The organism is Bacillota bacterium (assembly GCA_012837285.1).
GTDB lineage: Bacteria > Bacillota > DTU030 > DUMP01 > DUMP01 > DUNI01.
On record DURJ01000032.1, the window covers coordinates 1 to 21,445 of the forward strand.

Annotated in this window: 24 protein-coding genes and 1 riboswitch; of the genes, 9 read left to right on the forward strand and 15 right to left on the reverse strand. The window is 52.7% G+C overall.

Annotated elements, in window-relative coordinates; all coding sequences use genetic code 11:
- Positions 1 to 9: 9 nt before the first annotated feature.
- From GX016_01790 to mfd, 15 genes are all read right to left on the reverse strand, one after another.
- Positions 10 to 345, reverse strand: coding sequence for a phage holin family protein (locus GX016_01790; GenBank protein HHT70295.1), 336 nt, complete (start codon positions 343 to 345; stop codon positions 10 to 12).
- Positions 346 to 568: 223 nt separating this feature from the next.
- Positions 569 to 751, reverse strand: coding sequence for a hypothetical protein (locus GX016_01795; GenBank protein ID HHT70296.1), 183 nt, complete (start codon positions 749 to 751; stop codon positions 569 to 571).
- A 77-nt stretch (positions 752 to 828) separates the two neighbouring features.
- Complete coding sequence (locus GX016_01800; protein ID HHT70297.1) at positions 829 to 1,770, reverse strand: Ppx/GppA family phosphatase; 942 nt, start codon at positions 1,768 to 1,770, stop codon at positions 829 to 831.
- Between the two features lie 51 nt (positions 1,771 to 1,821).
- Positions 1,822 to 2,238, reverse strand: coding sequence for a S1 RNA-binding domain-containing protein (locus tag GX016_01805; protein HHT70298.1), 417 nt, complete (start codon positions 2,236 to 2,238; stop codon positions 1,822 to 1,824).
- A gap of 66 nt (positions 2,239 to 2,304) precedes the next feature.
- Positions 2,305 to 2,667, reverse strand: coding sequence for a septum formation initiator family protein (locus GX016_01810; protein ID HHT70299.1), 363 nt, complete (start codon positions 2,665 to 2,667; stop codon positions 2,305 to 2,307).
- 91 nt (positions 2,668 to 2,758) lie between these two features.
- Entirely contained in the window at positions 2,759 to 3,235 is a 477-nt protein-coding gene (locus tag GX016_01815) for a hypothetical protein (protein HHT70300.1), read from the reverse strand.
- A gap of 15 nt (positions 3,236 to 3,250) precedes the next feature.
- Positions 3,251 to 3,529 carry a sporulation protein YabP gene (gene yabP, locus GX016_01820; protein ID HHT70301.1) on the reverse strand — a complete coding sequence of 93 codons (279 nt, stop codon included), beginning with the start codon at positions 3,527 to 3,529 and terminating at the stop codon, positions 3,251 to 3,253.
- A 120-nt stretch (positions 3,530 to 3,649) separates the two neighbouring features.
- Positions 3,650 to 4,621, reverse strand: coding sequence for a SpoIID/LytB domain-containing protein (locus GX016_01825; GenBank protein ID HHT70302.1), 972 nt, complete (start codon positions 4,619 to 4,621; stop codon positions 3,650 to 3,652).
- A 47-nt stretch (positions 4,622 to 4,668) separates the two neighbouring features.
- The gene (locus tag GX016_01830; GenBank protein HHT70303.1) at positions 4,669 to 4,956 is read right to left on the reverse strand and encodes an RNA-binding S4 domain-containing protein; all 288 of its coding nucleotides are present in this window, start codon (positions 4,954 to 4,956) and stop codon (positions 4,669 to 4,671) included.
- Between the two features lie 113 nt (positions 4,957 to 5,069).
- Positions 5,070 to 5,345 carry an HU family DNA-binding protein gene (locus GX016_01835; GenBank protein HHT70304.1) on the reverse strand — a complete coding sequence of 92 codons (276 nt, stop codon included), beginning with the start codon at positions 5,343 to 5,345 and terminating at the stop codon, positions 5,070 to 5,072.
- Positions 5,346 to 5,431: 86 nt separating this feature from the next.
- Positions 5,432 to 6,361 carry a nucleoside triphosphate pyrophosphohydrolase gene (mazG, locus tag GX016_01840; protein ID HHT70305.1) on the reverse strand — a complete coding sequence of 310 codons (930 nt, stop codon included), beginning with the start codon at positions 6,359 to 6,361 and terminating at the stop codon, positions 5,432 to 5,434.
- Positions 6,255 to 7,835, reverse strand: a complete 1,581-nt coding sequence (locus GX016_01845) for a polysaccharide biosynthesis protein (protein ID HHT70306.1) — start codon at positions 7,833 to 7,835, stop codon at positions 6,255 to 6,257. The genes mazG and GX016_01845 overlap by 107 nt, the downstream gene beginning before the upstream one ends.
- Before the next feature lie 128 nt (positions 7,836 to 7,963).
- The gene (spoVT, locus tag GX016_01850) at positions 7,964 to 8,521 is read right to left on the reverse strand and encodes a stage V sporulation protein T (GenBank protein HHT70307.1); all 558 of its coding nucleotides are present in this window, start codon (positions 8,519 to 8,521) and stop codon (positions 7,964 to 7,966) included.
- Positions 8,522 to 8,626: 105 nt separating this feature from the next.
- Positions 8,627 to 9,208, reverse strand: a complete 582-nt coding sequence (locus GX016_01855) for a peptidylprolyl isomerase (protein ID HHT70308.1) — start codon at positions 9,206 to 9,208, stop codon at positions 8,627 to 8,629.
- 379 nt (positions 9,209 to 9,587) lie between these two features.
- Entirely contained in the window at positions 9,588 to 13,097 is a 3,510-nt protein-coding gene (mfd, locus tag GX016_01860) for a transcription-repair coupling factor (protein ID HHT70309.1), read from the reverse strand.
- 222 nt (positions 13,098 to 13,319) lie between these two features.
- Positions 13,320 to 13,401: riboswitch (cyclic di-GMP riboswitch) on the forward strand.
- Between the two features lie 75 nt (positions 13,402 to 13,476).
- Between mfd and GX016_01865 the strand changes: the two genes are divergently transcribed.
- The 9 genes from GX016_01865 to GX016_01905 all read left to right on the forward strand — a co-directional run.
- On the forward strand, positions 13,477 to 13,665 hold the full coding sequence (locus GX016_01865) for an aspartyl-phosphate phosphatase Spo0E family protein (GenBank protein ID HHT70310.1): 189 nt from the start codon (positions 13,477 to 13,479) through the stop codon (positions 13,663 to 13,665).
- Between the two features lie 72 nt (positions 13,666 to 13,737).
- Positions 13,738 to 13,941 carry a hypothetical protein gene (locus GX016_01870; GenBank protein HHT70311.1) on the forward strand — a complete coding sequence of 68 codons (204 nt, stop codon included), beginning with the start codon at positions 13,738 to 13,740 and terminating at the stop codon, positions 13,939 to 13,941.
- A gap of 290 nt (positions 13,942 to 14,231) precedes the next feature.
- Positions 14,232 to 14,909, forward strand: coding sequence for a LysM peptidoglycan-binding domain-containing protein (locus GX016_01875; GenBank protein ID HHT70312.1), 678 nt, complete (start codon positions 14,232 to 14,234; stop codon positions 14,907 to 14,909).
- A gap of 138 nt (positions 14,910 to 15,047) precedes the next feature.
- Entirely contained in the window at positions 15,048 to 17,018 is a 1,971-nt protein-coding gene (locus tag GX016_01880; protein ID HHT70313.1) for a sigma 54-interacting transcriptional regulator, read from the forward strand.
- 422 nt (positions 17,019 to 17,440) lie between these two features.
- Positions 17,441 to 18,379 (forward strand): thiamine pyrophosphate-dependent dehydrogenase E1 component subunit alpha, encoded by a 939-nt coding sequence (locus GX016_01885; GenBank protein HHT70314.1) that lies wholly within the window; start codon positions 17,441 to 17,443, stop codon positions 18,377 to 18,379.
- Positions 18,376 to 19,347, forward strand: a complete 972-nt coding sequence (locus tag GX016_01890; GenBank protein HHT70315.1) for an alpha-ketoacid dehydrogenase subunit beta — start codon at positions 18,376 to 18,378, stop codon at positions 19,345 to 19,347. Before GX016_01885 ends, GX016_01890 begins: the two co-directional genes overlap by 4 nt.
- Positions 19,348 to 19,506: 159 nt before the next feature.
- Positions 19,507 to 20,556, forward strand: a complete 1,050-nt coding sequence (locus tag GX016_01895) for a DctP family TRAP transporter solute-binding subunit (GenBank protein ID HHT70316.1) — start codon at positions 19,507 to 19,509, stop codon at positions 20,554 to 20,556.
- 72 nt (positions 20,557 to 20,628) lie between these two features.
- Positions 20,629 to 21,108, forward strand: coding sequence for a TRAP transporter small permease (locus GX016_01900; protein ID HHT70317.1), 480 nt, complete (start codon positions 20,629 to 20,631; stop codon positions 21,106 to 21,108).
- A 20-nt stretch (positions 21,109 to 21,128) separates the two neighbouring features.
- A partial coding sequence (locus tag GX016_01905; protein ID HHT70318.1) for a TRAP transporter large permease subunit occupies positions 21,129 to 21,445 on the forward strand: 317 nt, incomplete at its 3' end.

A 21,445-nucleotide genomic window follows, 5' to 3' on the forward strand; every position in this document is an offset into this window, starting at 1 on the left:
ACCAATTTGTCAGCGCACCACCGTCGGAATAAACATGTCCACTACACCGATGACTAATGCTCCCAGCAGGGCACCGATAATACTCACTCGTAGTCCGGGCACAACGAATTGGGTAGCATAAATGACTACCGCCGAAGAAATAAAACCAACTAGTCCATGACCGTAGGGAGAAATCTGCCGTCCCCCGACAGCCTCGATAATGTAACCTAATAAGGCAATGACAACGGCAGCCAGCAAAGCCGTACCGAAAGTCATGCGGCTAAAACCGGGAACTATGAATCCCACCGCCATCAGCACCAACGCTGACACTACAAATCGGACAATGTGACTAACCCAAGATCCCATACCACCCATGCTTTGGTCATGACGGCCCATATCTCTGGTTCCGCCTTCGTTATTATCGGGCATATCTTTCACCTCCACTGCTATGTTGTACCAAAACTACCGAGTTTATAACTTGTTTTAACCATAAGCATTTAGATTTATATCTGGTTACTCCTTTTTCGGACCAAAACCGCAATTGGCTTCCAGCAAAAGAAAACACGCGCCTAAAGGGCGCGCGACAGACTTAGCTATCTAAGAACCATCGCCAGACCGGACAAGCGTGTCTAGTTTTAGCCGCCGCCTCTTCCGGTCGGATGGGAACAATAATACGTACTTCGGACAACAAAGTGCTATCACCATGTAACCTTAAAAACGCTTTCTTGACTGCAGAAGTGGCTTCGGTTTTCACCGGAGTCATTTTTTCCATTGAATAAGCCTCCTGCCGGTAAACACAGTTAGGCTATCTTATGCTCTGAGGCCGGAAACGTACCCAACTCAGCTATTTTATTGGCGGCTCCTCTGCTGGGATAGGGGATAAACAGCGAGCAGATCGTGCAACGAACCCAACAGTAAATCGGCGGCACTGACGGTAAGCCCGGGAAGGGCCAAGATTTCCAGCGCCAAACTCAAAATAGCGGCTCCGGCCAAAATGATATCCGCTCGCTCCGGCTGCAAGCCGGGAAGTTGCCGGCGCTTTGCCAACGGCAGCAAGCGCATACGTTCCGTCAGGCTGTGCAGGCGTGAGCAGGGTAAGAAGTATCCCTGAACCTGGGCGTAGCTGTAGCGCTCAAATTTAAGTTCCAGGGCAGCTAAGGTGGTGGCAGTGCCGCCAACAGCTACCCCCTGCGCTGCTTGGTCCTTGAGCGGTAACAGCTCTGCTTTAAGCTGAGCCGAAACAAAATCTAGCACGGCTTGCCACTCGGCTGCCGTCGGCGGATCTGACAGCAGGAACCTTTCTGTCAGTCGTACTGCTCCCAATCTTAGACTGGTTAAAGACAATACTTGTTTCCCCCGGCCCTGGATTACTTCTGTGCTTCCGCCGCCAACATCAATTATCACCGTCGAATCTTCCAGCTTCAGGGCACCGACAGCACCGGAATAAGTGAGACGCGCCTCCTCCTCGCCGCTTAAAACCTCCGGTTTGCATCCCAGCCGGCTTTCCAGCAAAGCCAAGAATCGGTCTTGATTGTCGGCCTCGCGCAGAGCGCTGGTACCAAACATACGGATCCTCTCTGCTCCGAGATTCTGGGCCCGGCGGAAGAATTCAGCCGCAACTTTTGCCGTCTGCTCCATCGCCTCCGGTAGTAAATGGGACCTGTGCCCGCTCCCTCGGCCCAACCGGGTGGTGGCTAGGTCTTGATGAATGGGTCTTAGAACGGAGCCGGATTTTTCTACTACCAACAGGCGCGTGGAATTGGTGCCCAGGTCAATAGCTGCCAGGCGCATGAAGCCACACCCCCAAACAAGAAAGGCACCTTTTCAGGTGCCCTGTTGTGCTTACCAGGCTCTAACATTGTCAACATTTCGCCGCGGGCTTCCTCGACCGCCGCGTTTTTCGTCTGTACTCCGTTTCAAATCTGACTGGCGTTCATCGCTTTCTTTCAAAAACCGAGCCAGTTTGTCTTCGAAACTCATACTAGTCTCACGCCGATCCCGTCTGCCCCGTCGCCGCGGACCGTCATTCTTCACCTGACGAATAGAAAGACCAATTTTGCCATTTTTATCAAGGCTGATTATTTTGACCCTGGTTTTATCATTTTCCTTCAGGTAATCTTTGATGTCTTTAACATAGGCATCGGCTACCTCCGATATGTGCACCAGCCCCGTTTGTCCACCTGGCAACGTAACGAAGGCCCCAAAATTAGTTATCCCGGTCACAACGCCTTCGACAATGTTGCCTACTTCCAAAGCCATGCGCAGCCAGTTCCTCCTTAATATTGTCTCGACCATATTTATTATACCGAAAGACAGTGTTGTCTGTCAATGCAGTCGGTCTCCTTGGTCCCATGAACTCTCAGGCATAAAAATAATCTCTCCGGGTTTGACCAGCCCTAACTCCTGTCGAGCAACTTTCTCAATGTAAAAGTCACTTTTTAGATACTCGATCTCGGCTGTAAGCTCTTGTGAGTGCTGCTCAGCTGCAACTATTCCTTGTTCTACCTGTGACAGCTCTCGTCTTAGTTCCAACATTAATTTAAATTGGCCCCAGGAAAAGTAGCCAAAATAAAGTAGCAGCCCTACCAGGAGCAGTGCACACCAATTTCTCCCCCCTCTACGCCGTCGCTGCCAGACAGTTCGCCGTTTTATTGTTCTCTCCGGCCTGTTCTCCAGTGCAATGGCCATTCCCTGTCACCTGCCTGTACATTCACTGACCCAGCGGAAACCATGCATCCTCTGGTAAAGTACATTCGGCAATAGAGGGGGTTTTTCCTCTTTATGGCCTTTTTTTTCTTCTAAGTAAGGCTAGTTTGCGCTTTATCAGCCGTTTGATCGCCCGCCCAATTTGTTTTCCCTTTCTACCCCCTGCTGCCCCTTGTTTCAGCACGAACTTCAGCGGTAGCCAAACCGGGAGGCCAAGCCACACCGCCACTCGGACCAAACTGCGCACCAACACCAGCAAACCGCGTCGGAGCGGTCGCTGTATATGTTTGCTGATTAGTTCCTGATAGAGGATAAAACCTAAAGCTGAGCTCAGCAAGTACCAACCGCGCACTTCCCCATAGGTCACCGCTAATAACACCGCCGCCACCACGGCAGTTGCCAGAAGCCAAAAGAGAAGATCGCCCAGCGAGGTAGCCAGGCGCCCCGAATGTAAGATAACGCGACAGACACGCCAAAGATCAAATACCAACCCCAATCCAATACCGCATAAGAGAGTCCACCCCACCACCGTTAATTGCAATTCCAGCACAGTCGCCTCTCTCCCTTACTTCAGGAGACGTGCCAACAAACCTTTGCCCCGCAGTTGTGCCCGGTCCGGGCTGTATTCAAGGATCGTGATTTCTCCTTCCATTTCCAGTTTTTCCTCTTCCACATTGAGCTGGTTGATATGAAGTCCGCTGCCCCGTATCGATAGCAGTCCGAGGGTGGTCTCTAGCACTACGCTTTTGTCATCAAAGCTTTCCACTTGCCGAACACCGCTCACTTCCAATGACTCACGATTCTTCAGCACTACCGTATGGCCATCCGGTACCGGTGTTATCATCCCTCTCCCCCCTCGGCCCTGACCGCGATGTCTTTATTTCATCTTATTCCCTGTTACGATCCAGCATGACAAAATTAAAGGTCAGGCAATCATTGTGCCTGACCGGAGCCATGCCCGCGGTTAGCTATATAATTTTTCCACTTTTACCCCTTTGAAGAAATGGCGCACGATCTCCTCCGGCTTTTTCCCCTCCTTGGCCAATGTATAAGCTCCCCACTGACACATGCCCACACCGTGCCCATAACCTCGACCATGAAAAACAACTTGGTCATCCTTAACCCGAATATTGTCAATGAGAATGGATTTTAAACGGGTACTGCCCAGGGCCACTCTCAAGTCTGCACCGTCTGCGTTAGTTCCAAAGACATTGATCTGTACCGCTCGGCCGGTGGGACCGCGTTTGGCTACGCTCACTGTACTCCCATTGCCAGGCTGTAGACCCATTTTGCTCAGGGCCGCTTCCAGCTCACTGCGCGAAAACGTGGCTGTCCAGACTTTGTCTTCTGGCGGTGCGCTCTTGGCTCCGGGATTGCTCACGCTCTTAATGTAGGCCGGCTCAGGCTCCTTGAAGCTGAGCCCTTCTTTGGCCAAAGCTGTGCGCGTCCCGGCATAAGCGGAAAACCAGGCCTTGATCAAGTCACCCTTATAAGTCAGCACCTTACCCCGCGTGGTCTGTACTGCTTTGCGGACGTTATCGTTTAGGCGGGACGGATCATAAGCTTGAAACTCTTCCACTTTGGTGGAGACATCAGTACCGTGCAGTGATCTGGTACCACCTTTGGTCTCCAAAGCCTCTAAGGTGAAGGTTCGGGCCAAGATGGCCTGGGCCGCCAGCGCTTCCACCGGCCAGGAGGGATCCATTTCAGCCGCCACCACACCGGCAACATAATCCTCCAGCTTGATTTCCTTCTTTTGCCCACTCTTATTATCAAACAAGGTTAAGGTCGGCTCTCGACCGGACCGGGCCGTTGCCACCGGCCCAGTCTGCTGCGGCGTAGCTTGGGGCCGCGGCGCTTTTTGCGGTTTTTGCAGACAGCCGGTAGCTACCGCCAGAAGTAACAACACTAAGGCTAAGTTTCTTGGTCGTAACAAGCAAAAAACCTCCTTGCTAAGTGCTTAGCCTTAGTATAAACATAAGCTCAGCGGTCTAACCTGTCTGGAGCATCGGTCTCGGCTACCCGTTCATCTTTAATTACCCGATAAAGGTTGGCTGCCTCGGCGGCAGGAACATTTTCTTTAATAGCCAGCACCTCCACGAGAAGGCGTCGCCTACCCAGTCCCAGCTCCAACATATCGCCGACTAGGACTTCGCTGGCGGGCTTGGCGACATTATTGTTAATTAAGATCCGCCCCCGCTGGGCCGCTTCTTTGGCCAAAGTGCGGCGCTTGATCAATCGCGACACTTTCAGAAACTTATCTAAGCGCATCCTCCGTTCCCCCTTAGCGCATCTTCCTCTGGTGTCTAGAAGCAAAAAGTCAGGTTTCACCGGGAAACCTGACTTCCGCTCATCTACTTGTAGCCTCCAGGACTGCCTGTCCGTTACTTGTCCACGGCCTGGCGCAGAGCCTTACCTGCTTTGAAGGCCGGGAGTTTGGCCGCTGCAATGTCTATAACTTCTCCTGTCTGCGGATTACGGCCCTTGCGGGCAGCCCGATCGCGAACTTCAAACGTGCCAAAACCTACAACTTGTACTCTCTCCCCGTCGGCCAAAGTCTCGGTAACCACTTCAAAAAGTGCGTTTACTGCCTTATCGGCATCTTTCTTGGTTAACCCTGTTTTTTCTGCCACAGCACTGACCAACTCGGTCTTGTTCAATTACTTTCCCTCCTCAATTATTTCCAGCCCGCCACTTTGTTTTCTTATTCTCCAAGAAAAGCCAATTTCCTGCTTGAAAACGGGAATTAGGTAATTTTTTCTTGTTTCTTGGCTTGTTCCCATAGGGTATCCATATCCTGGAGCGATAATTCTGCCAGCGACAATCCCTGGCGTGCTGCCTGCTGTTCGATATGGTGAAATCGGCGCTCAAATTTGGCTGTGGTGGCGGCCAGTGCCAGCTCCGGTTCCACTTGCAGAAAGCGAGCCACATTGACCACCGCAAACAGTAAATCCCCGAGCTCTTCGGTTACAGCCCGTGCATCGCCTTCGGTGGCAGCGGTTTTAAGTTCCGCTGCTTCCTCCATCACTTTCTCCCAAGCACCGTTGACACTAGGCCAATCAAAGCCCACCCGGGCTGCCCGTCCCTGGATCTTATAGGCCCGCAGCAGTGCCGGCAGTCCCTGGGGTATTCCAGCCAACACCCCGTCATTCTGGCCGCAGAGCTCTTTTTCCTGCTGCTTAATAGCTGCCCAGTTCACTAATACCTCTTTGCTGTCTTTAACCTTAGTTTGGCCAAAAACATGCGGATGTCGACGAATCATCTTGGCCACTATGCCTTGAATCACGTCGTTCAGGTCAAAAAACCCCGCTTCCTCAGCGATACGGGCATGAAAGACCACCTGTAACAGTAAGTCTCCCAACTCTTCCACCAGTTTATTCATATCATTCTCATCGATGGCCTCGATAACCTCATAGCATTCTTCAATCAGGTAGCGGCGCAAGGAGGCATGAGTCTGCTCCCGATCCCAGGGGCATCCCGCCGATCCGCGCAAGGTGGCCATCACCTCTAGCAACGGGTCCAGTGGCACTTGCGGGCGCTGCCATTTTTCATCATTTTTAGACACCTCGTTACCTCCTCCTAGGATCCAAGCGGCGGGACAGCTTGTGCCCAAAAGCACTGAGCAAGGCCAAATCGTTGGCCTGCACCGCCCGAACCACAAATAACAATAGGCCATAACTTACAATGCCAATTCCTATAGCCACCAGTGTGGCCAAGTGGCTCCCCAATCCCGGCGTCACAAGCCGGTAACTCAGTATTACTATGGCTCCCATACCGCCGGTGGCCACCAGCGGCTTCAAGACAAATTCCTTAGCATCCCACGGTAAGCCCACCAGCCGGTCAATAAAGCGCGCGTTGAGGAAAGCGGCGGTGGCAAAGGTGGCCACGGTGGCCCAAGCGGCACCTTTGATCCCCAAGGCCGGTATGCCGGTGAGAATGTAGGTTAGCACAACTTTGACCACCGCGCCTGCAGCCAAACTCCACACGGGCAGGTCCGTGCGCCCCAAACCCTGCAAGATACCGGCGCTAGTCTGATTCAGTCCCAGAAACAGACAGCTAGCGGACAGAGCCGCTAAAGTTGGGCCGGCCGCGGGGAGATCGTATAACAGATCCATAACGGGTTCAGCCAGCAAGTACAGCCCCGCTACCGCGGGAAGCTCCAGCAAAACAGTAAGGCGCAGCGCAGCCCCTATGTACTTCTTTAGCTGCGAGCGGTTCGGCGTGGCTTGGACGGCTGATACTGCCGGTACCAAGCTTACAGCCAGCGCCCCGGTGACAATTACCGGTAGATTAACCAAAGTAAAGGCCATCTGAGTGAGTTCGCCAAACAAGGACGTGGCTTCGGCTACAGTATAGCCGGCGGCTTCTAATCTCACCGGTACCAGGAGCACGTCCAAGTTCTGCATGATCGGCATCACCAAGCTGGATAGAGTCACTGGAATAGCCAAGGCTAAGATTCGTTTCAGCACTTGTGGCCAGTCATGAGGCCAGGGAATAGCTGCCAAAACGCTGGAAAAAGAGGTGCGTTTATACCACCACAACATGACCCCGGCAGCGGCAGCCCCGGTAACGGCTCCAAAGGCTGCTCCGGCAGCGGCAAACTCCAGCCCGTATGGTAACAACAAATAGCCCAACCCCAACGCCGTTACTGCCCTAAGCAACTGCTCCACCACTTGTGACACCGCGGTGGGACGCATGTCTTGGAAACCTTGGAAGTAGCCGCGCAGAGCAGAGTTTAAGGCTACCAACAGTACCGCCGGCGCCGTGGCGATAAGGGGCCAAAATGCCCTGGGATCGCGGAGCAACCCGGCAACTACAAAAACACGGGCCATAACTACAGTCAGCACCGTAAACAGCAGACCCGAGATAACGAGAGACCGGCTTGCTACCCTAAACACCGCTCCGGCCTGCTCGGGCTTGTTCTCGGCCAGTTTTTCGGCCACCAGCTTGGAAATGGCTACCGGAATACCGGCCGTAGACAGGGCCAGAATCATGGCATACAGCGGATAAGCCATGCCATACAGCCCCATGCCTTCAGGCCCGATCAACCGTGCCAGCGGAATTCGAAAAGCAGCCCCCAGTACCTTACTTAGTATTCCGGCTGCCGCCAGCAACGCAGCCCCACCCAAGAAAGACTGGCCCCTGGACATAATCTCACTTCCCCTAACTAACTACCTCCTGATTATACCAAAAAGGAGCCCGGTTTCAAACCAGGCTCCCATTATACCTGTGTGCCTTCGGGAACCGCACCAAGCGTACGGTGGGGCGAACTAGGTCTTTATTGTTCCATCTGTTTGGCCAAAAAGCCGGCTGCCGTTTCGGCCAGTTTCACTTCTAAATCGCCGAACTTGGTTCCAGGATTCTTAGACAAAATCACCACGGCACCAATGGGATCCCCTTCGGCAATGATAGGGGCGATAACCTCAGCACTGAAGCGGCAGTCCTCGTCTTCGGTCAGGCACTCCTTACAATACTTGTTCTCTTCCGGATTGTTGATGAGAACCGTTTGCCGTTCCTCCATAACCTTCTCTACCGCCCCGCTAATAGGCTTATTGAGGAACTCTTTCTTCGGGGCGCCGGCAACAGCGATAATAATATCTCGATCACAAATAGAGGCGATATGACCCACTGTTTCGGCCAACGAGTCCGCGTACTCTTGGGCAAAATCGCTCAGTTCCCCGATGGGGGAGTATTTTTTTAGAATAACCTCCCCTTCGCGATCGACAAATATTTCCAGGGGATCGCCCTCACGAATGCGAAGAGTGCGGCGAATCTCTTTCGGAATTACAACCCGGCCCAAATCGTCGATACGTCGAACAATACCCGTTGCCTTCAAATTCCACCCCTCCTTCACCTGGTATCCGGAAACCGTTTCACAGATAGTATATAGAGCAATTGACACTTTTATTCATTTTTGCCATGAGGGGCGGAGAGGAAAAGGCTATTTCTGATTTTGTTCGCTAGTCTTATCTGGGGCCAATTTGTTTTCCGGCTTGTATTTGGTCTTTATCTCCTCAAAAAAGGTCCAGAACTCCTGGTCTCGTTTTTGGCTCTCCAGTTGCATGGCCAAGAACGATTTTACCTCTTCTAACGTCTGGGTGCGAGCCGGCTTCTTATCTTCTACTTTGATAATATGATAACCAAACTGCGACTTGGTTACAGGACTAAGTTGCCCCACCGGCGTAGAAAAAGCAGCTTGGTCGAATTCCGGTACCATCTTTCCGGCCGGGAAGTATCCTAGCTGGCCCCCATTTTCACGTGAGCCCTGATCGGTGGAATACTCTTTGGCTAAGGCGGCAAAGTCCTCGCCCTTTTCCAGTCTCTCTCTAAGCTCCTGGGCCAGCTTCTCTTCTTTCACCAAAATGTGGCTGGCTTTCACTTCTTCCGGCAGTTGAAATTCATTCAGATGATCCTGATAGCACTTTTGTACCTCCTCATCGGCAACCTTGACCTCAGCCGTCACCTTGGTATATAGCTGCTGGGTTTTCAGGTTGTTTTCCACTATTTCTTTCAGGTCGTCCATAGTGAGGTTAAACTTCTTCAAGGCCGAGTTCGTCTTTTTCTCATCCCCGAATTGGGTCTCCAGGCTTTTCTTTACTTCTGCCAGAGCTGCTTCGACTTCTTCATCCTTTACCCTTATCCCCTGTTTGTACGCTTCCACCACTACAATTTTCTCGTCTAAGAGCTGATCAACAATATCAGCTCGCTCCACAGCACTGGCGTCGAAATTCGGTGAAAACAACTTAAACACAGCAATGCGCTTGTCTACGTCGGCCTGTTTGATCTCTTCCTCACCGACCCGGCCGACCACAGCACTGCTGCAGCCAAACAGCAATAACACCACTGTCAGGAGTGCCGTGACCCTGATCCATCTCATCAAATTTCCTCCTCGCTGCTTATAACTACTCATTGGTGACATTGTACTCTTTCGAGTCTAAGGATACAAGCGTACGGGCAGCAACCAGCTCCTTTATCTGCTGTAGCATATGGCGGACAGCTGTCGACACCTGTTCCGGCAGCAATCCCTCGGTCCGAAACAGAAGCTCCCGCTCCTTCCCTGGCAGCGGTGCCAGCCGTCGCTGGCTGCTGCGAATAAGGGCGATTACCTCCTCCGGGGTAAGATACATATCCGGAACTAAAGTCAGGATCACCTGTTGGCCTTTTTGGGTTAAGCCGGCAATTCCAACCTCTCGGGCCAGGGCTTTGAGCCGAGCCACTTCCAGCAAAGAAACCACTTCCTGAGGCGGCTCGCCGTAACGGTCGATGATGTCGTCAGCCACTTCAGTCACTTCTTCCTCTTTCCGGCAGGCCGCAATAGCTTTATATAATTGCATTTTGTCCCGGGCCGAAGGAACGTAGCTGGCGGGTAAATAGGCATTGAGAGCCAGATCCACCTGCGGCTCTAGCGGCGGTGATACCGCCTTCCCCTGAAGCTCATACACCGCCTCTTCCAGCAGCCGCCAATACATCTCAAACCCTACCGCGGCAATATGACCGTGCTGTTCGGCCCCCAGGATGTTGCCGGCCCCCCTGATCTCCAGATCGCGCAAGGCCAGCTTAAACCCCGACCCCAGTTCGGTAAACTCGCGCAAGGCCAGCAGGCGCTTTTGAGCCACAGTTGATAGCACTTTCTCCGGTTCATAGGTAAAATAGGCGTAGGCTACCCGGTTAGAACGACCCACCCGACCGCGTAGCTGGTACAACTGGGCCAGCCCCAGCTTCTCTGCCTGGCGCACAATTAAGGTATTTACATTAGGCATATCCAAGCCGTTTTCGATGATGCTGGTACAAACCAAGACATTATGCTCGCCCCGGAGAAAAGACAGCACCACCCGCTCCAGCCTGGTCTCCGGCATTTGCCCGTGAGCTACACCCACCTTGGCCTGGGGCAACAGTTGCTGCAGGCGGCGGGCCTCAGCTTCGATCCCTTCCACCCAGTTGAACAGATAAAATACCTGGCCGCCCCGGGCCAACTCCCGAGCAATAGCATCGCGCACCAGGGAATCGCTATACTCCACCACGTAGGTCTGCACCGGATACCGATCCTCGGGCGGGGTACGAATAACGCTCATATCACGCAGCCCCACCATGGACATATGCAAGGTGCGGGGAATCGGCGTCGCGGTGAGCGTAAGAACGTCCACGGCTGTTTGCAGCTCTTTTAGGCGCTCTTTTTGTTTCACGCCAAAACGCTGCTCCTCGTCTACAATGACTAATCCGAGGTCAGAAAATTTGATATCCTTAGATAGTAAGCGGTGGGTACCGATGATAATATCGACTTCTCCCCGGCGCAACTCTTTGATTATCTTCCTCTGCTCCTTAGCAGAACGAAAGCGGGACAACACTTCTGCTTCCACTGGAAATCCAGCCAAGCGCTGGACAAAAGTATTGTAATGCTGCTCGGCTAAGATTGTGGTGGGAACTAAGACGGCCACTTGCTTGCTATCCATCACTGCTTTGAAGGCCGCCCGGATAGCTACTTCTGTCTTGCCATAGCCCACATCACCGCACAGGAGACGATCCATGGGATGGGGCAGTTCCATGTCGTTTTTTATTTCCTGGATCGCCTTGAGCTGATCCGGTGTTTCTTCGTATGGAAATGCATCCTCAAACTCGCGCTGCCAGACTGTGTCAGCAGAAAAACCATACCCTGGCAAAGCCTTGCGCCGGGCATAAAGAGTGAGCAGTTCTTTGGCCATCTCGGCTACTGAACTCCGGACTTTTTTCTTGGCTCGCTGCCATTCGCTACCACCCAGTTTGCTGAGCCGCGGCCGCTCGCCCTCGGGGCCGATATATTTCTGCAGCGAGTGTACCTGATCGGTGGGCACATATAATTTGTCATGGCCGGCATACTCTATCACCATGTAGTCGCGGGTCACCCCGGCACTGTCCAAGGTCTCCACTCCCAGATAGCGCCCGATGCCATGCGACAGATGAACCACCAGATCCCCCACTTTTAGGTCGGTGAAACTGGGTACGGCGTCGTCCATATGAACCCGTCGTTCGCGCCGCCGCACCTGGCCGAAGATCTCGCTGTCGGTAATTTCCACTGCTTTCAGGGTCGGAAACTCAAACCCTTGGGATATGGCTCCCACCACTACCTTGGCCTCGGCGCTCGGCAACCGCTCCCGCAGCCAGTCTCGCAGGCGCGAAGCCCGTCTTTCGGTACTGGCACGCAAAGTAATGGTATAGCCATCGCGATACCAGCGGAGTAAGTCCTCGGCCAGACGGTTTTCATCTTTGTTATACGGCGTTAGCTGCCGAGCCGTGAGAGACAGCGCCACTTGGGGATGGCTTTGCGGTGCCCGACGTAAGAACAGACTCAGGTTAACCCGCTGTAGTCGCTGAAGCCGGGCCAATAGTTCTTCCGGATCAAGATACAGACTGGCTTCTTCCGGCAGTAGGCTTCCTTCTTCCAGTAGACGGCTTTGCATTTCAGCCAGCTCACGGGAAAAATTGCGCCCTTCCTCTATCAAGTGTACCGGTTCGTCGATAAATACCAGCGCCGGCGCCGGCAAATAATCACTGAGCACTGCTGTTTTGTCATAGGCAAACGGTATTAGTCTTTCTTGGGGTTCCGCTAGGCCTTGGGCTGTCCGCTCCAACAACGCCTCCACCCGCAGTCGGACCTTCTCCGCCTGAGCGCTGAGCCCCCTGTCCATGAGGGTCTGCCGGTACCGGTCAGCTGCGGCCCGCAAATGAGCCAGCGCCCGTTCACGTAAGGCAGGAGACAAGCAGGCTTCAGCAGCCGGCCCCAGCCACACCTCCCCAACACTGGCCCGGGAACGCTGACTTTCCGGGTCAAACTCACGGATGGAATCCACTTCGTTATCAAACAGTTCCAGCCGATACGGATAGGCAGCCGGCAACGGGAAGATATCCACAATATCGCCCCGGGCTGCAAATTCAGCCCGCGCCTCCACCCGTTCCACCCGACGGTAGCCCAGCTCCACCAACCGGGCCAATAGTTCTTCTCGATCCAGAATCATTCCCGGTGCTACTTCTAAGCCGCTGCGCGAAAAAACAGCCGGGGGCGGTAGCCGCCGCGTCAAAGCAGCCAGGGGAGCCACCACCACAGTTCTTTCTCCCCTGACCAAAGCAGTCAAGACCTTGAGTCGTTGAGCCGTAAGCTCAGGGCTTTCGGCATAATATTCATAGGGTAGCACTTCCGCCGGCGGATAGACTTCTACCGAGACCGAAGGCAAAAAAGCAGCCAAATCCTCGGCTACTGTCTCGGCCTGCTGGAGGTGGTCGGTAAGATAAAGCGCCGGCCGCAGGGTTTGTTGCAACACCTGGGCCGCAATATAGCTTTTTTGAGCCCCACTGATACCATGAATTAATTGTTCGTCCATACCTTGGGCGATATTTCTGCAAAGTAGTTTGAGATTGTCCTGTTCCAGGCTATCGGACACGTTATTCCCCCCGTTTTGAAAAACACAAAATGGGCCTGCCAACCTCAGGCCTGCCCCCCAACAACAGTTTTGTCCCATCCAGCGGCTTTTGTCCTTATCAATTATACCTGGCGCCAGAATCGCGCGCAAGCAACACCGCTCGGCAAAAGTTTCCCTTGCAAATTTCTACCGTAAATGTATAATATTGTTAGTAGCTGGTAGTTTATACTACAAAATAAACTTGGCCCGTGCAGAGGCGATGACACTCAGCCTTAGTTGGGCGCCTAGGCTGAGCAGAACCAGTGGCGCAACCGACTGCCGGTTGTATTATTTGCATCCTAACCAGGAAGCAGCAATACTCTGGCCCACATCGGCAGTTGTGGAAGGGGGCGAGACCTCATTGTCGGTGGAACATGGTTCTAGCCATATTTGGCAACTGGATCAAGAAATAGAGACATTGCGGGAAACACTCCATCGCCTGGTGAGCGCCAACCCGTCTCAGTTAAGGTCCACGGAAGTGTACCGGCTCAGCAAGAAGCTGGACCGGCTAATCCACAAGCTACACAAGATCAAAACGTTACATCTTTGAGGAGCGGACAAAAAATGCGAGCGGAGCGGAGTTAGACATAGTACGGTTGGGTTGGGGGGAATAGTTTAGAAGATGGAACTGACGACTGTGAAAGGTGTTATCGCCGTTACTCTGTCGGTTAATGCTTCTGACCAGCAACGCCTGTTGGGCCTAAGTCCTCAAGATCTCCTCCAACTCTCTACAGACGAGCTGGCAACAATAGTGCCGCCCACCCTTATTCGCGATGCAGTGGTGGATTATGATGGAGAGACAGTACAAATAGTTTTTAGCATTTAGGGCCCAAGAAATTGGCTTGGATGCTGTTACCATGGGGGTCAAAAGAAGGTCTTTGGCCCCTTTTTTTGTTTCCAGCAGTGCTCCTTGTTTTCCTGCTGTGCTTACGAGCTCCTGGTCAAGCTTAGCAGGGATTGTCCCAGCTGACAATGTAGTGCGGCTTATGATATTATATGCCCAGATTTCCTTCTTAAGACAACCCGGCTTCTGTTATTAGGTTGTCTGTGCCATCCTCGCCAGGTACCGGCTTTTATTTGGCCGGCGGGGAGCGACTACAGAAAGGAGACTGGATCATGAAAAGCAAGATACCGGAAACCCTAGCTGGGCTAAAACATAAGCTGCTACACGATCACCTCGGCCCGAGACTGGTCACTGCTGCAGTGGTCGGCATCCTGGTTGTAGGCCTCACACTTTCAGCCCAGGCCGCCAGCTACACTGTTCAGCCCGGGGACACACTGTGGCTCATTGGACAACGGTTCGGGGTAACTGTGGACGAAATTAAACAGACCAGCGGGATCTGGTATGACCTCCTTTATCCCGGTGATATCCTAACCATACCGGACAACCCTCCAACCCGTACTACCTCAATGGTATCACGGGGTAGTGGGCGGCCCTCTGAGCGCGAAGTGGAGCTACTGGCGCAAATGATCATGGCCGAAGCTGAGGGTGAACCTTACCAAGGAAAAGTCGCCGTGGGTGCGGTAATACTCAACCGATTACAGGACCCCGCTTTCCCGAAAACATTGACCGCCGTTCTGTACGAAACCGATGCCTTTGAACCGATTTTGAACGGAGCTTTTTACTCTACACAGGCGGACCCAGATTGCATCCGAGCCGCCACTGATGCTCTGTCCGGCATAGATCCTACCGGCGGGGCCCTGTACTTTTACAATCCCAGCACCGCCTGGTCACCGTGGGTGTTCTCGCGCCCGGTAATAACCCAGATCGGCAACCATGTCTTTGCTAAGTGAGATATCTGGCACCTGCTCGCGCAGGTGCTTTTTCTTATGCCTTAAGCTCCTGTCTAAATCTGTTAGCAGGAATTTGACCCCACAAGGCGAACAACTAGGAAATGGCGTTCAAGCTACCCGCTAAGGGGGGAAGGGAACTTGTCAGCCAATACAAGTTGCAGCGACATCAGGCTGAAAACAGCCTGGGAATCACTTATCCAGCAAGGTACTATGTCTCCGTTTGTCAGCCCCATGGTAGCGGCTGGGTGGCAACGCTGCCGCGAACTGGGAGTGGATCCGAAAGAAGGATATTGTCAACAGGTATTAGACTCGAAGGAACTAGCTGGGCGCTTGGCAACTAATGCCGACTTTCTGGAGGTGGCTCGGCCTTTTCTCTCCAGCCTCTACAGCATTTTAGAAGGCTCCGGCTTTGCGGTAATGCTGGTGGACAGCGACGGTGTGGTGCTGGAAGTACAAGGCGATTCTTCGGTGTTAACAGCTTCACGGCTAGGTCTGAACTTTGTTCCCGGTGCCGTGTGGAATGAAGAAACTGTGGGCAACACAGCCGTGGGAACGGCTCTGCGCGAAGGCGTAGCCGTGCAAATGGCAGGCAACGAGCACTTTTGCCAGGCTCACCACCCCTGGGCTTGTTCAGCGGCGCCGATTCTGGCCCATGATGGCACTGTCTGTGGAGTAATCAATGTTTCCGGGACACTACAACAGGTACATCCCCATACACTGGGTATGGTAGTGGCCGCTGCCCGGGCAATTGAAAACGGGTTGGCCACGTACCAGGCAACAGAAGAGCTGCGTCTTCAACACAAATACCAGGAAGCTATCGTGGAATCCATGTCCGACGGTTTTCTTACTATCGACGTTAATGGCTTTATCACCTATATGAATGCAACCGGCGGCCGTATCTTAGGTGTGGACCCGAAAACGGCCGTGGGCAAGTTTATCGCCGACATCGTAGACTTTAAACCGGTGATTCTTTCTGTACTAGAAACCGGACAGGGCTATGTGGACAAAGAATTCATGGTGAAGACTGGCACCGGTCTTAAGCATTTTATCAAAACTGCCATCCCGATCCGGGACGAGGATGGTAATCTTACCGGTGTAGTGGATACTTTCCGGGAGATCAAGCGAGTCCGCAAAATGGTGAACCGAATGGTGGGAGCCCAAGCTAATTTTTGCTTCAGTGATATTATTGGTCAAAGTCCAGTGCTAATGGATTCTATCCGTTTGGCAAAAATAGCGGCTCAAAGTTCTTCCAATGTCCTGATCGAAGGCGAAAGCGGCACCGGTAAGGAACTGTTCGCTCAAGCCATTCACAACGCCAGCAGCTACTGCGACGGGCCTTTTGTCGCCATCAACTGCGCCGCTTTGCCCCGCGAACTCATCGAAAGCGAGCTGTTTGGTTACGAAGAGGGAGCCTTCACCGGTGCTTCGCGCGGCGGCCGCCCCGGCAAGTTTGAGTTGGCTTCAGGCGGCACCATCTTCTTGGACGAAATCGGTGACATGCCACTGGATATGCAAGCCAAGCTGCTTCGAGTTCTGCAGGAGCGGCGAGTTCTGCGGCTAGGGGGCAGACACTATATTAGCTGTGATGTTCGCATCATAGTGGCCACTAATAAGAACTTAGTCCAGGAGGTAGAGTTGGGAAACTTCCGCCGCGATTTATATTACCGCTTGAACGTGCTCTCAATTGTCATCCCGCCGCTGAGGCAGCGCGGTGCCGATTTGGAGCTGTTGGTACAACATTTAACCCATAAGATCAACCGCCAACTAGACCGCGAAGTGCGTTCCTTCAGCCCCGGTGCCCTGGAAATCCTACGTTCCTTCTCTTGGCCCGGTAATGTTCGCCAGTTGGAAAACATGGTAGAGAGAGCCGTCAACATCGCCCAGAATTCTGAAGTGACCACTGAAGAGGTAATGCGTCTGTTTGACCAGCAACAGGCTCCGGCCTCAGTGGCCGAAAAACCCTTGTCAATTGAAGAAGTAGAACAACTGGCCATTGAGCGAGCGCTTAAAACGGCTGATGGCAATATCTCGCTGGCGGCCCGGTTGCTCAAGATCAGCCGCAACACCCTCTATAACAAGCTGAAGAAATACCATATCAATACCGGCTAGGGCCTGGCACGCAGGCTAAAGCCTGGTGCTCAATTATTGAGCAGTGTGCTATTATTACACACCGGCTGACAAGCCGCTACCACTGCCGCTTCACTGCTGCTTAAAACTGAACCTGCGCAATAATAGGACAGCTCTATCGGTTTCTAGATCAACTAAGATTTTGGCTGCTTAGAAGTTGTATCTAAGCAGCCTAATGCATTTATTGACCATGATGGTTTTTTTGTTTCCTTGGCACGAACCTTGCAAAGTAGTATGGTTGAAAACTAGAATGCCTAGGCAGCATCATTTAGAACTAACTGCGAAACCGGTGAGCAGCACTCACGACTTGAGCCCGAGCCGGCGCCGCAGAAGACTAGTTTGTACAGGAGGTGTAGTCGACTTTGGACTTTTCCAAGGAACAGTTGCTGGACTTTTATCGGACTATGTACACTATTCGTCGGTTCGAGGAAAACGTCAACAACCTCTTTCTCGCCGGAGAAATCCCCGGTTTTGTCCACCTTTATATTGGCGAAGAGGCCATAGCCACTGGCATGATGGCTAATTTGTCCCCGAAAGATTATATCACCAGCACGCACCGCGGCCATGGCCATACCATCGCTAAAGGGGCCGATCTGAACCGGATGATGGCTGAAATCTTCGGCAAATCCACCGGCTACTGCAAAGGCAAAGGTGGCTCCATGCATATTGCCGACTTTTCCATCGGTATGCTGGGGGCTAACGGAGTGGTGGGCGGTGGCTATAATCTAGCCGTGGGTGCCGGACTGGCTGCTAAACTGTCCGGTACCGATCAAGTATCTGTCTGTTTCTTCGGTGACGGCGCTTCCAACCGCGGCACCTTCCATGAAGGTATGAACATGGCCGCTGCCTGGAAGCTACCGGTAGTATTTGTCTGTGAGAACAACCAATGGGCCTCCACCACTCCCTATCGGACTACTACTTCGGTGGAGAACATTTCCGATCGAGCTATCGGCTACGGTATTCCCGGCGTAGTAGTGGACGGAAACGATGTATTTGCCGTTTACGAAGCTGCCCAAGCCGCCGTGGAAAGAGCCCGCGACGGCGGCGGACCGACACTCTTGGAGGCCAAGACCTACCGCATTAAGGGGCACTTTGTCGGTGACCCGGAAATGTATCGAACTAAAGAAGAAGTACAGGAACAATTTGACTCTAACGATCCCTTAAAGAACTTCAAACAGGCCGTGCTTACCACCAACTCCCTCACGGAAAAAGACTTGGAAGAAATCGAAGCTAAAGTAGAAGCAGCCATTGAAGCAGCAATAGATTTTGCCCGCCAGAGTCCGTATCCGCAGCCAACCGAGCTGTTTGAAGATTTGTATGTAGAAGGTGGTGAGGCCGTATGAGAGAAATCACCTTTTCCCAAGCCACCATGGAAGCCATGGCTGAAGAGATGGCCCGCGATCAGCGCGTATTTCTGATGGGCGAAGACATTGCCCGCCAGGGCGGTATCTTCGGACAATTTAGGGGCCTGCCGCAGCAGTTCGGTTTTGACCGGGTCCGGGATACGCCGATTTCGGAAACAGCTATTGTCGGGGCTGGTGTTGGGGCTGCCCTAGCCGGCATGCGCCCGGTGGTAGATATGCACTTTGTCGACTTTATCACTGTCGCCATGGACGAAGTGGTAAACCAAATGGCCAAAGTCCGCTACATGTTCGGTGGCCAGTGTACAGTACCGGTGGTGCTTAGAGCTCCTGACGGCGCCGCCCGGTCCGCCGCCGCCCAACACTCGCAAAGTTTGGAGTCCTGGTTCGTTCACGTGCCGGGGCTCAAGGTAGTTATTCCGTCGAATCCGGCCGATGCCAAGGGCCTGCTCAAAGCCGCCATCCGCGATGACAACCCCGTGCTCTACTTCGAAAACAAGGACCTCTTTGGCAAGAAAGGACCGGTCCCCGAAGAGGAGTTCCTCACCCCCATTGGCAAAGCCAACGTGGTGCGAGAAGGTACCGATGTCACCATCGTTTCTTATTCCATTATGCTACACAAAGCCATTGAAGCAGCTGAACAACTGGCAAACGACGGCATATCAGCCGAAGTCATCGATCTTCGAACTATCGTTCCCATCGACAAAGAAACACTGTTTGAATCGATCAAAAAGACCAAGCACCTGGTCATTGCCCACGAAGCCACCAAAAACGGTGGTGTCGGATCTGAAGTGGCCGCCATTGTGGCCGAAGAGCTTATCGACTACCTGGACGGCCCGATTAAGCGAATCGGCGCCGATTTCGTTCCCATCCCCTTCAGCCCGGCGCTGGAGCCGTTGATGCTGCCCCAGGTGGAAGATATTGTTAAAGCAGTCCGGGAAATCTGCTGAGCTTTTTCCGTAATTAGCAGGGAGCAATGCTGAAAGGGGTGAGAGCGCAAGTACAACTGAGGTGGTAACCAGGGGGTTCGATATCAAAAGATAGCTGTAGATTCGGTTTCTAATGATCTTATTTAGGGAGGTGTAGCCCTCTTGTGGGGGGCGTAGCTCATGAACAGAACAGTTATTCGTATCGTTGCTGTTTCCCTTCTTCTGGCACTGGTACTGACAGCTGTTGGCTGCACTAAACCGGCCGAACAACCGAGTGGGTCAGACGCAAAACTAAAAGACGAGTACAAGCTTACCATGAACGTATCCAACGAGACCATTTGGGGCCAGGGCGGGAACAAGTTTGCCGAGCTGGTCAAAGAATATACCGACGGCAAAGTCAATGTGAAAGTGTATCCTAATGCCATGCTCACCGGCGGTGACCAGATGCGTCAGGCCGAGATGGTGCAAAGCGGTGCCATCGACTTCATGGTTAACTCCACCATTAACATTGCGCCGACCATCCCTGAGTTCGACGTCTTCTCATTACCTTTCTTGTTCCCGACCTATGAAGCGGTTGATGCTGCAACCTCTTCCGCCGGCGGTGAGCAGCTGCTCAAGAGCATGGAAGAGTACAACATGGTAGGTCTCGCTTACGGCGAAAACGGCTTCCGCGAAGTTACCAACAACAAGCATACCGTCAAGACACCGGACGATCTCAAGGGTCTTAAGATGCGCGTGGTTACCCCTATCTACATCGACATCATGCGTGCACTAGGTGCCAATGCCATTTCTATGAACTGGGGCGAGGTCTTTACAGCTCTGCAGCAGGGGACCATCGACGGCCAGGAAAACCCAATTGCCGGTGTTATTGTGCCCAACAAGATTTACGAAGTGCAAAAGTACCTGACTAACTGGCACTATTCCTATGATGCTCTCGTAGTAGCAGTAAACAAAGACGTCTGGAACAGTCTCCCCGCCGACATTCAAGAGCAAATCGAGAAAGCTGCCAAAGATGCCATGGCTTGGGAGATCGAACTTAGCCGTAAGAGCATTGACGAAGGTATCCAGCTCCTTAAAGACAAGGGCGTGGAAGTCACTGACCTTTCGCCTGAAGAACTGGAGCCTTTCAGAGAGAAAACAGCACCCGTCTATGAGAAATATGCCTCTGAGAAGGTTGGTAAAGAAATCGTAACCGCATTCGAGGAAGCTATTGCAAAGTCACTAAAGTAACCCTAAATGGCACAAGCGGGGTGCTGGGTGCACAGCACCCGGTGCCCCGCTCACACTTCAAGGGGGTGTTAGTTGTTGAAGGTGCTCGATAAAATCGAAGAGTACATCTGTGCCTTTCTCCTCTTCTTCATGGCCGCTTTGGCCTTTGCCAACGTTCTTGTACGCTATCTCACCGACGGATCCTTGGCTTTTACAGAAGAGCTGATTGTCAACTTGTTTGTGTGGATCACCGTCTTGGGCGGTGCCATTGCCTTTAGAAAAAAAGCCCATCTTGGCGTAGAGTTGGTAGTTAATCACCTACCGCTGCGCTGGCAAAAAGCCGCGGTGATTTTTGGTGGTATCTGCTCTGTGGCTTTGTTTGTTTTACTGTTTAACCAAGGCATCGGGCTTGTGGTTCAAGAATATAAGAACAAAATGGTCACCTACTCCATGGCACTTCCCATGTGGTGGTTCGGGTTGGCCGTACCCTTCGGAGCTCTCATAATGATACTGCGTGCAATACAAGCAACCATCTCAGATTTTAAGTTGCTTTCGAATCAAGAGCAGCACTAGTTTAGAGAGGAGGTGCTCCTGTGGCCTTAGGTATGAGTCCCGGGGCATTACTGCTAATAATCTTTTTTGTTCTCATCTTTCTTCGCGTGCCTATTGCCGTCTCTTTGGGTGTAGCAGCCATGAGCGTAATCTCCCTTACCGGATTAGGTACGCAGATGTTCGCCCCTGTATTTTTTGCCAATATATCTAAGTTCTCACTTTTGGCTATCCCGTTCTTTATTTTGGCAGGCGTAATCATGGGTAAAGCCAAAATCTCTGACAAGATTGTCCACTTGGTTGCCTTGTTGGTGGGTCCCGTTCCAGGCGGCTTAGCCGTAGTTACCGTAATTACGGCCAT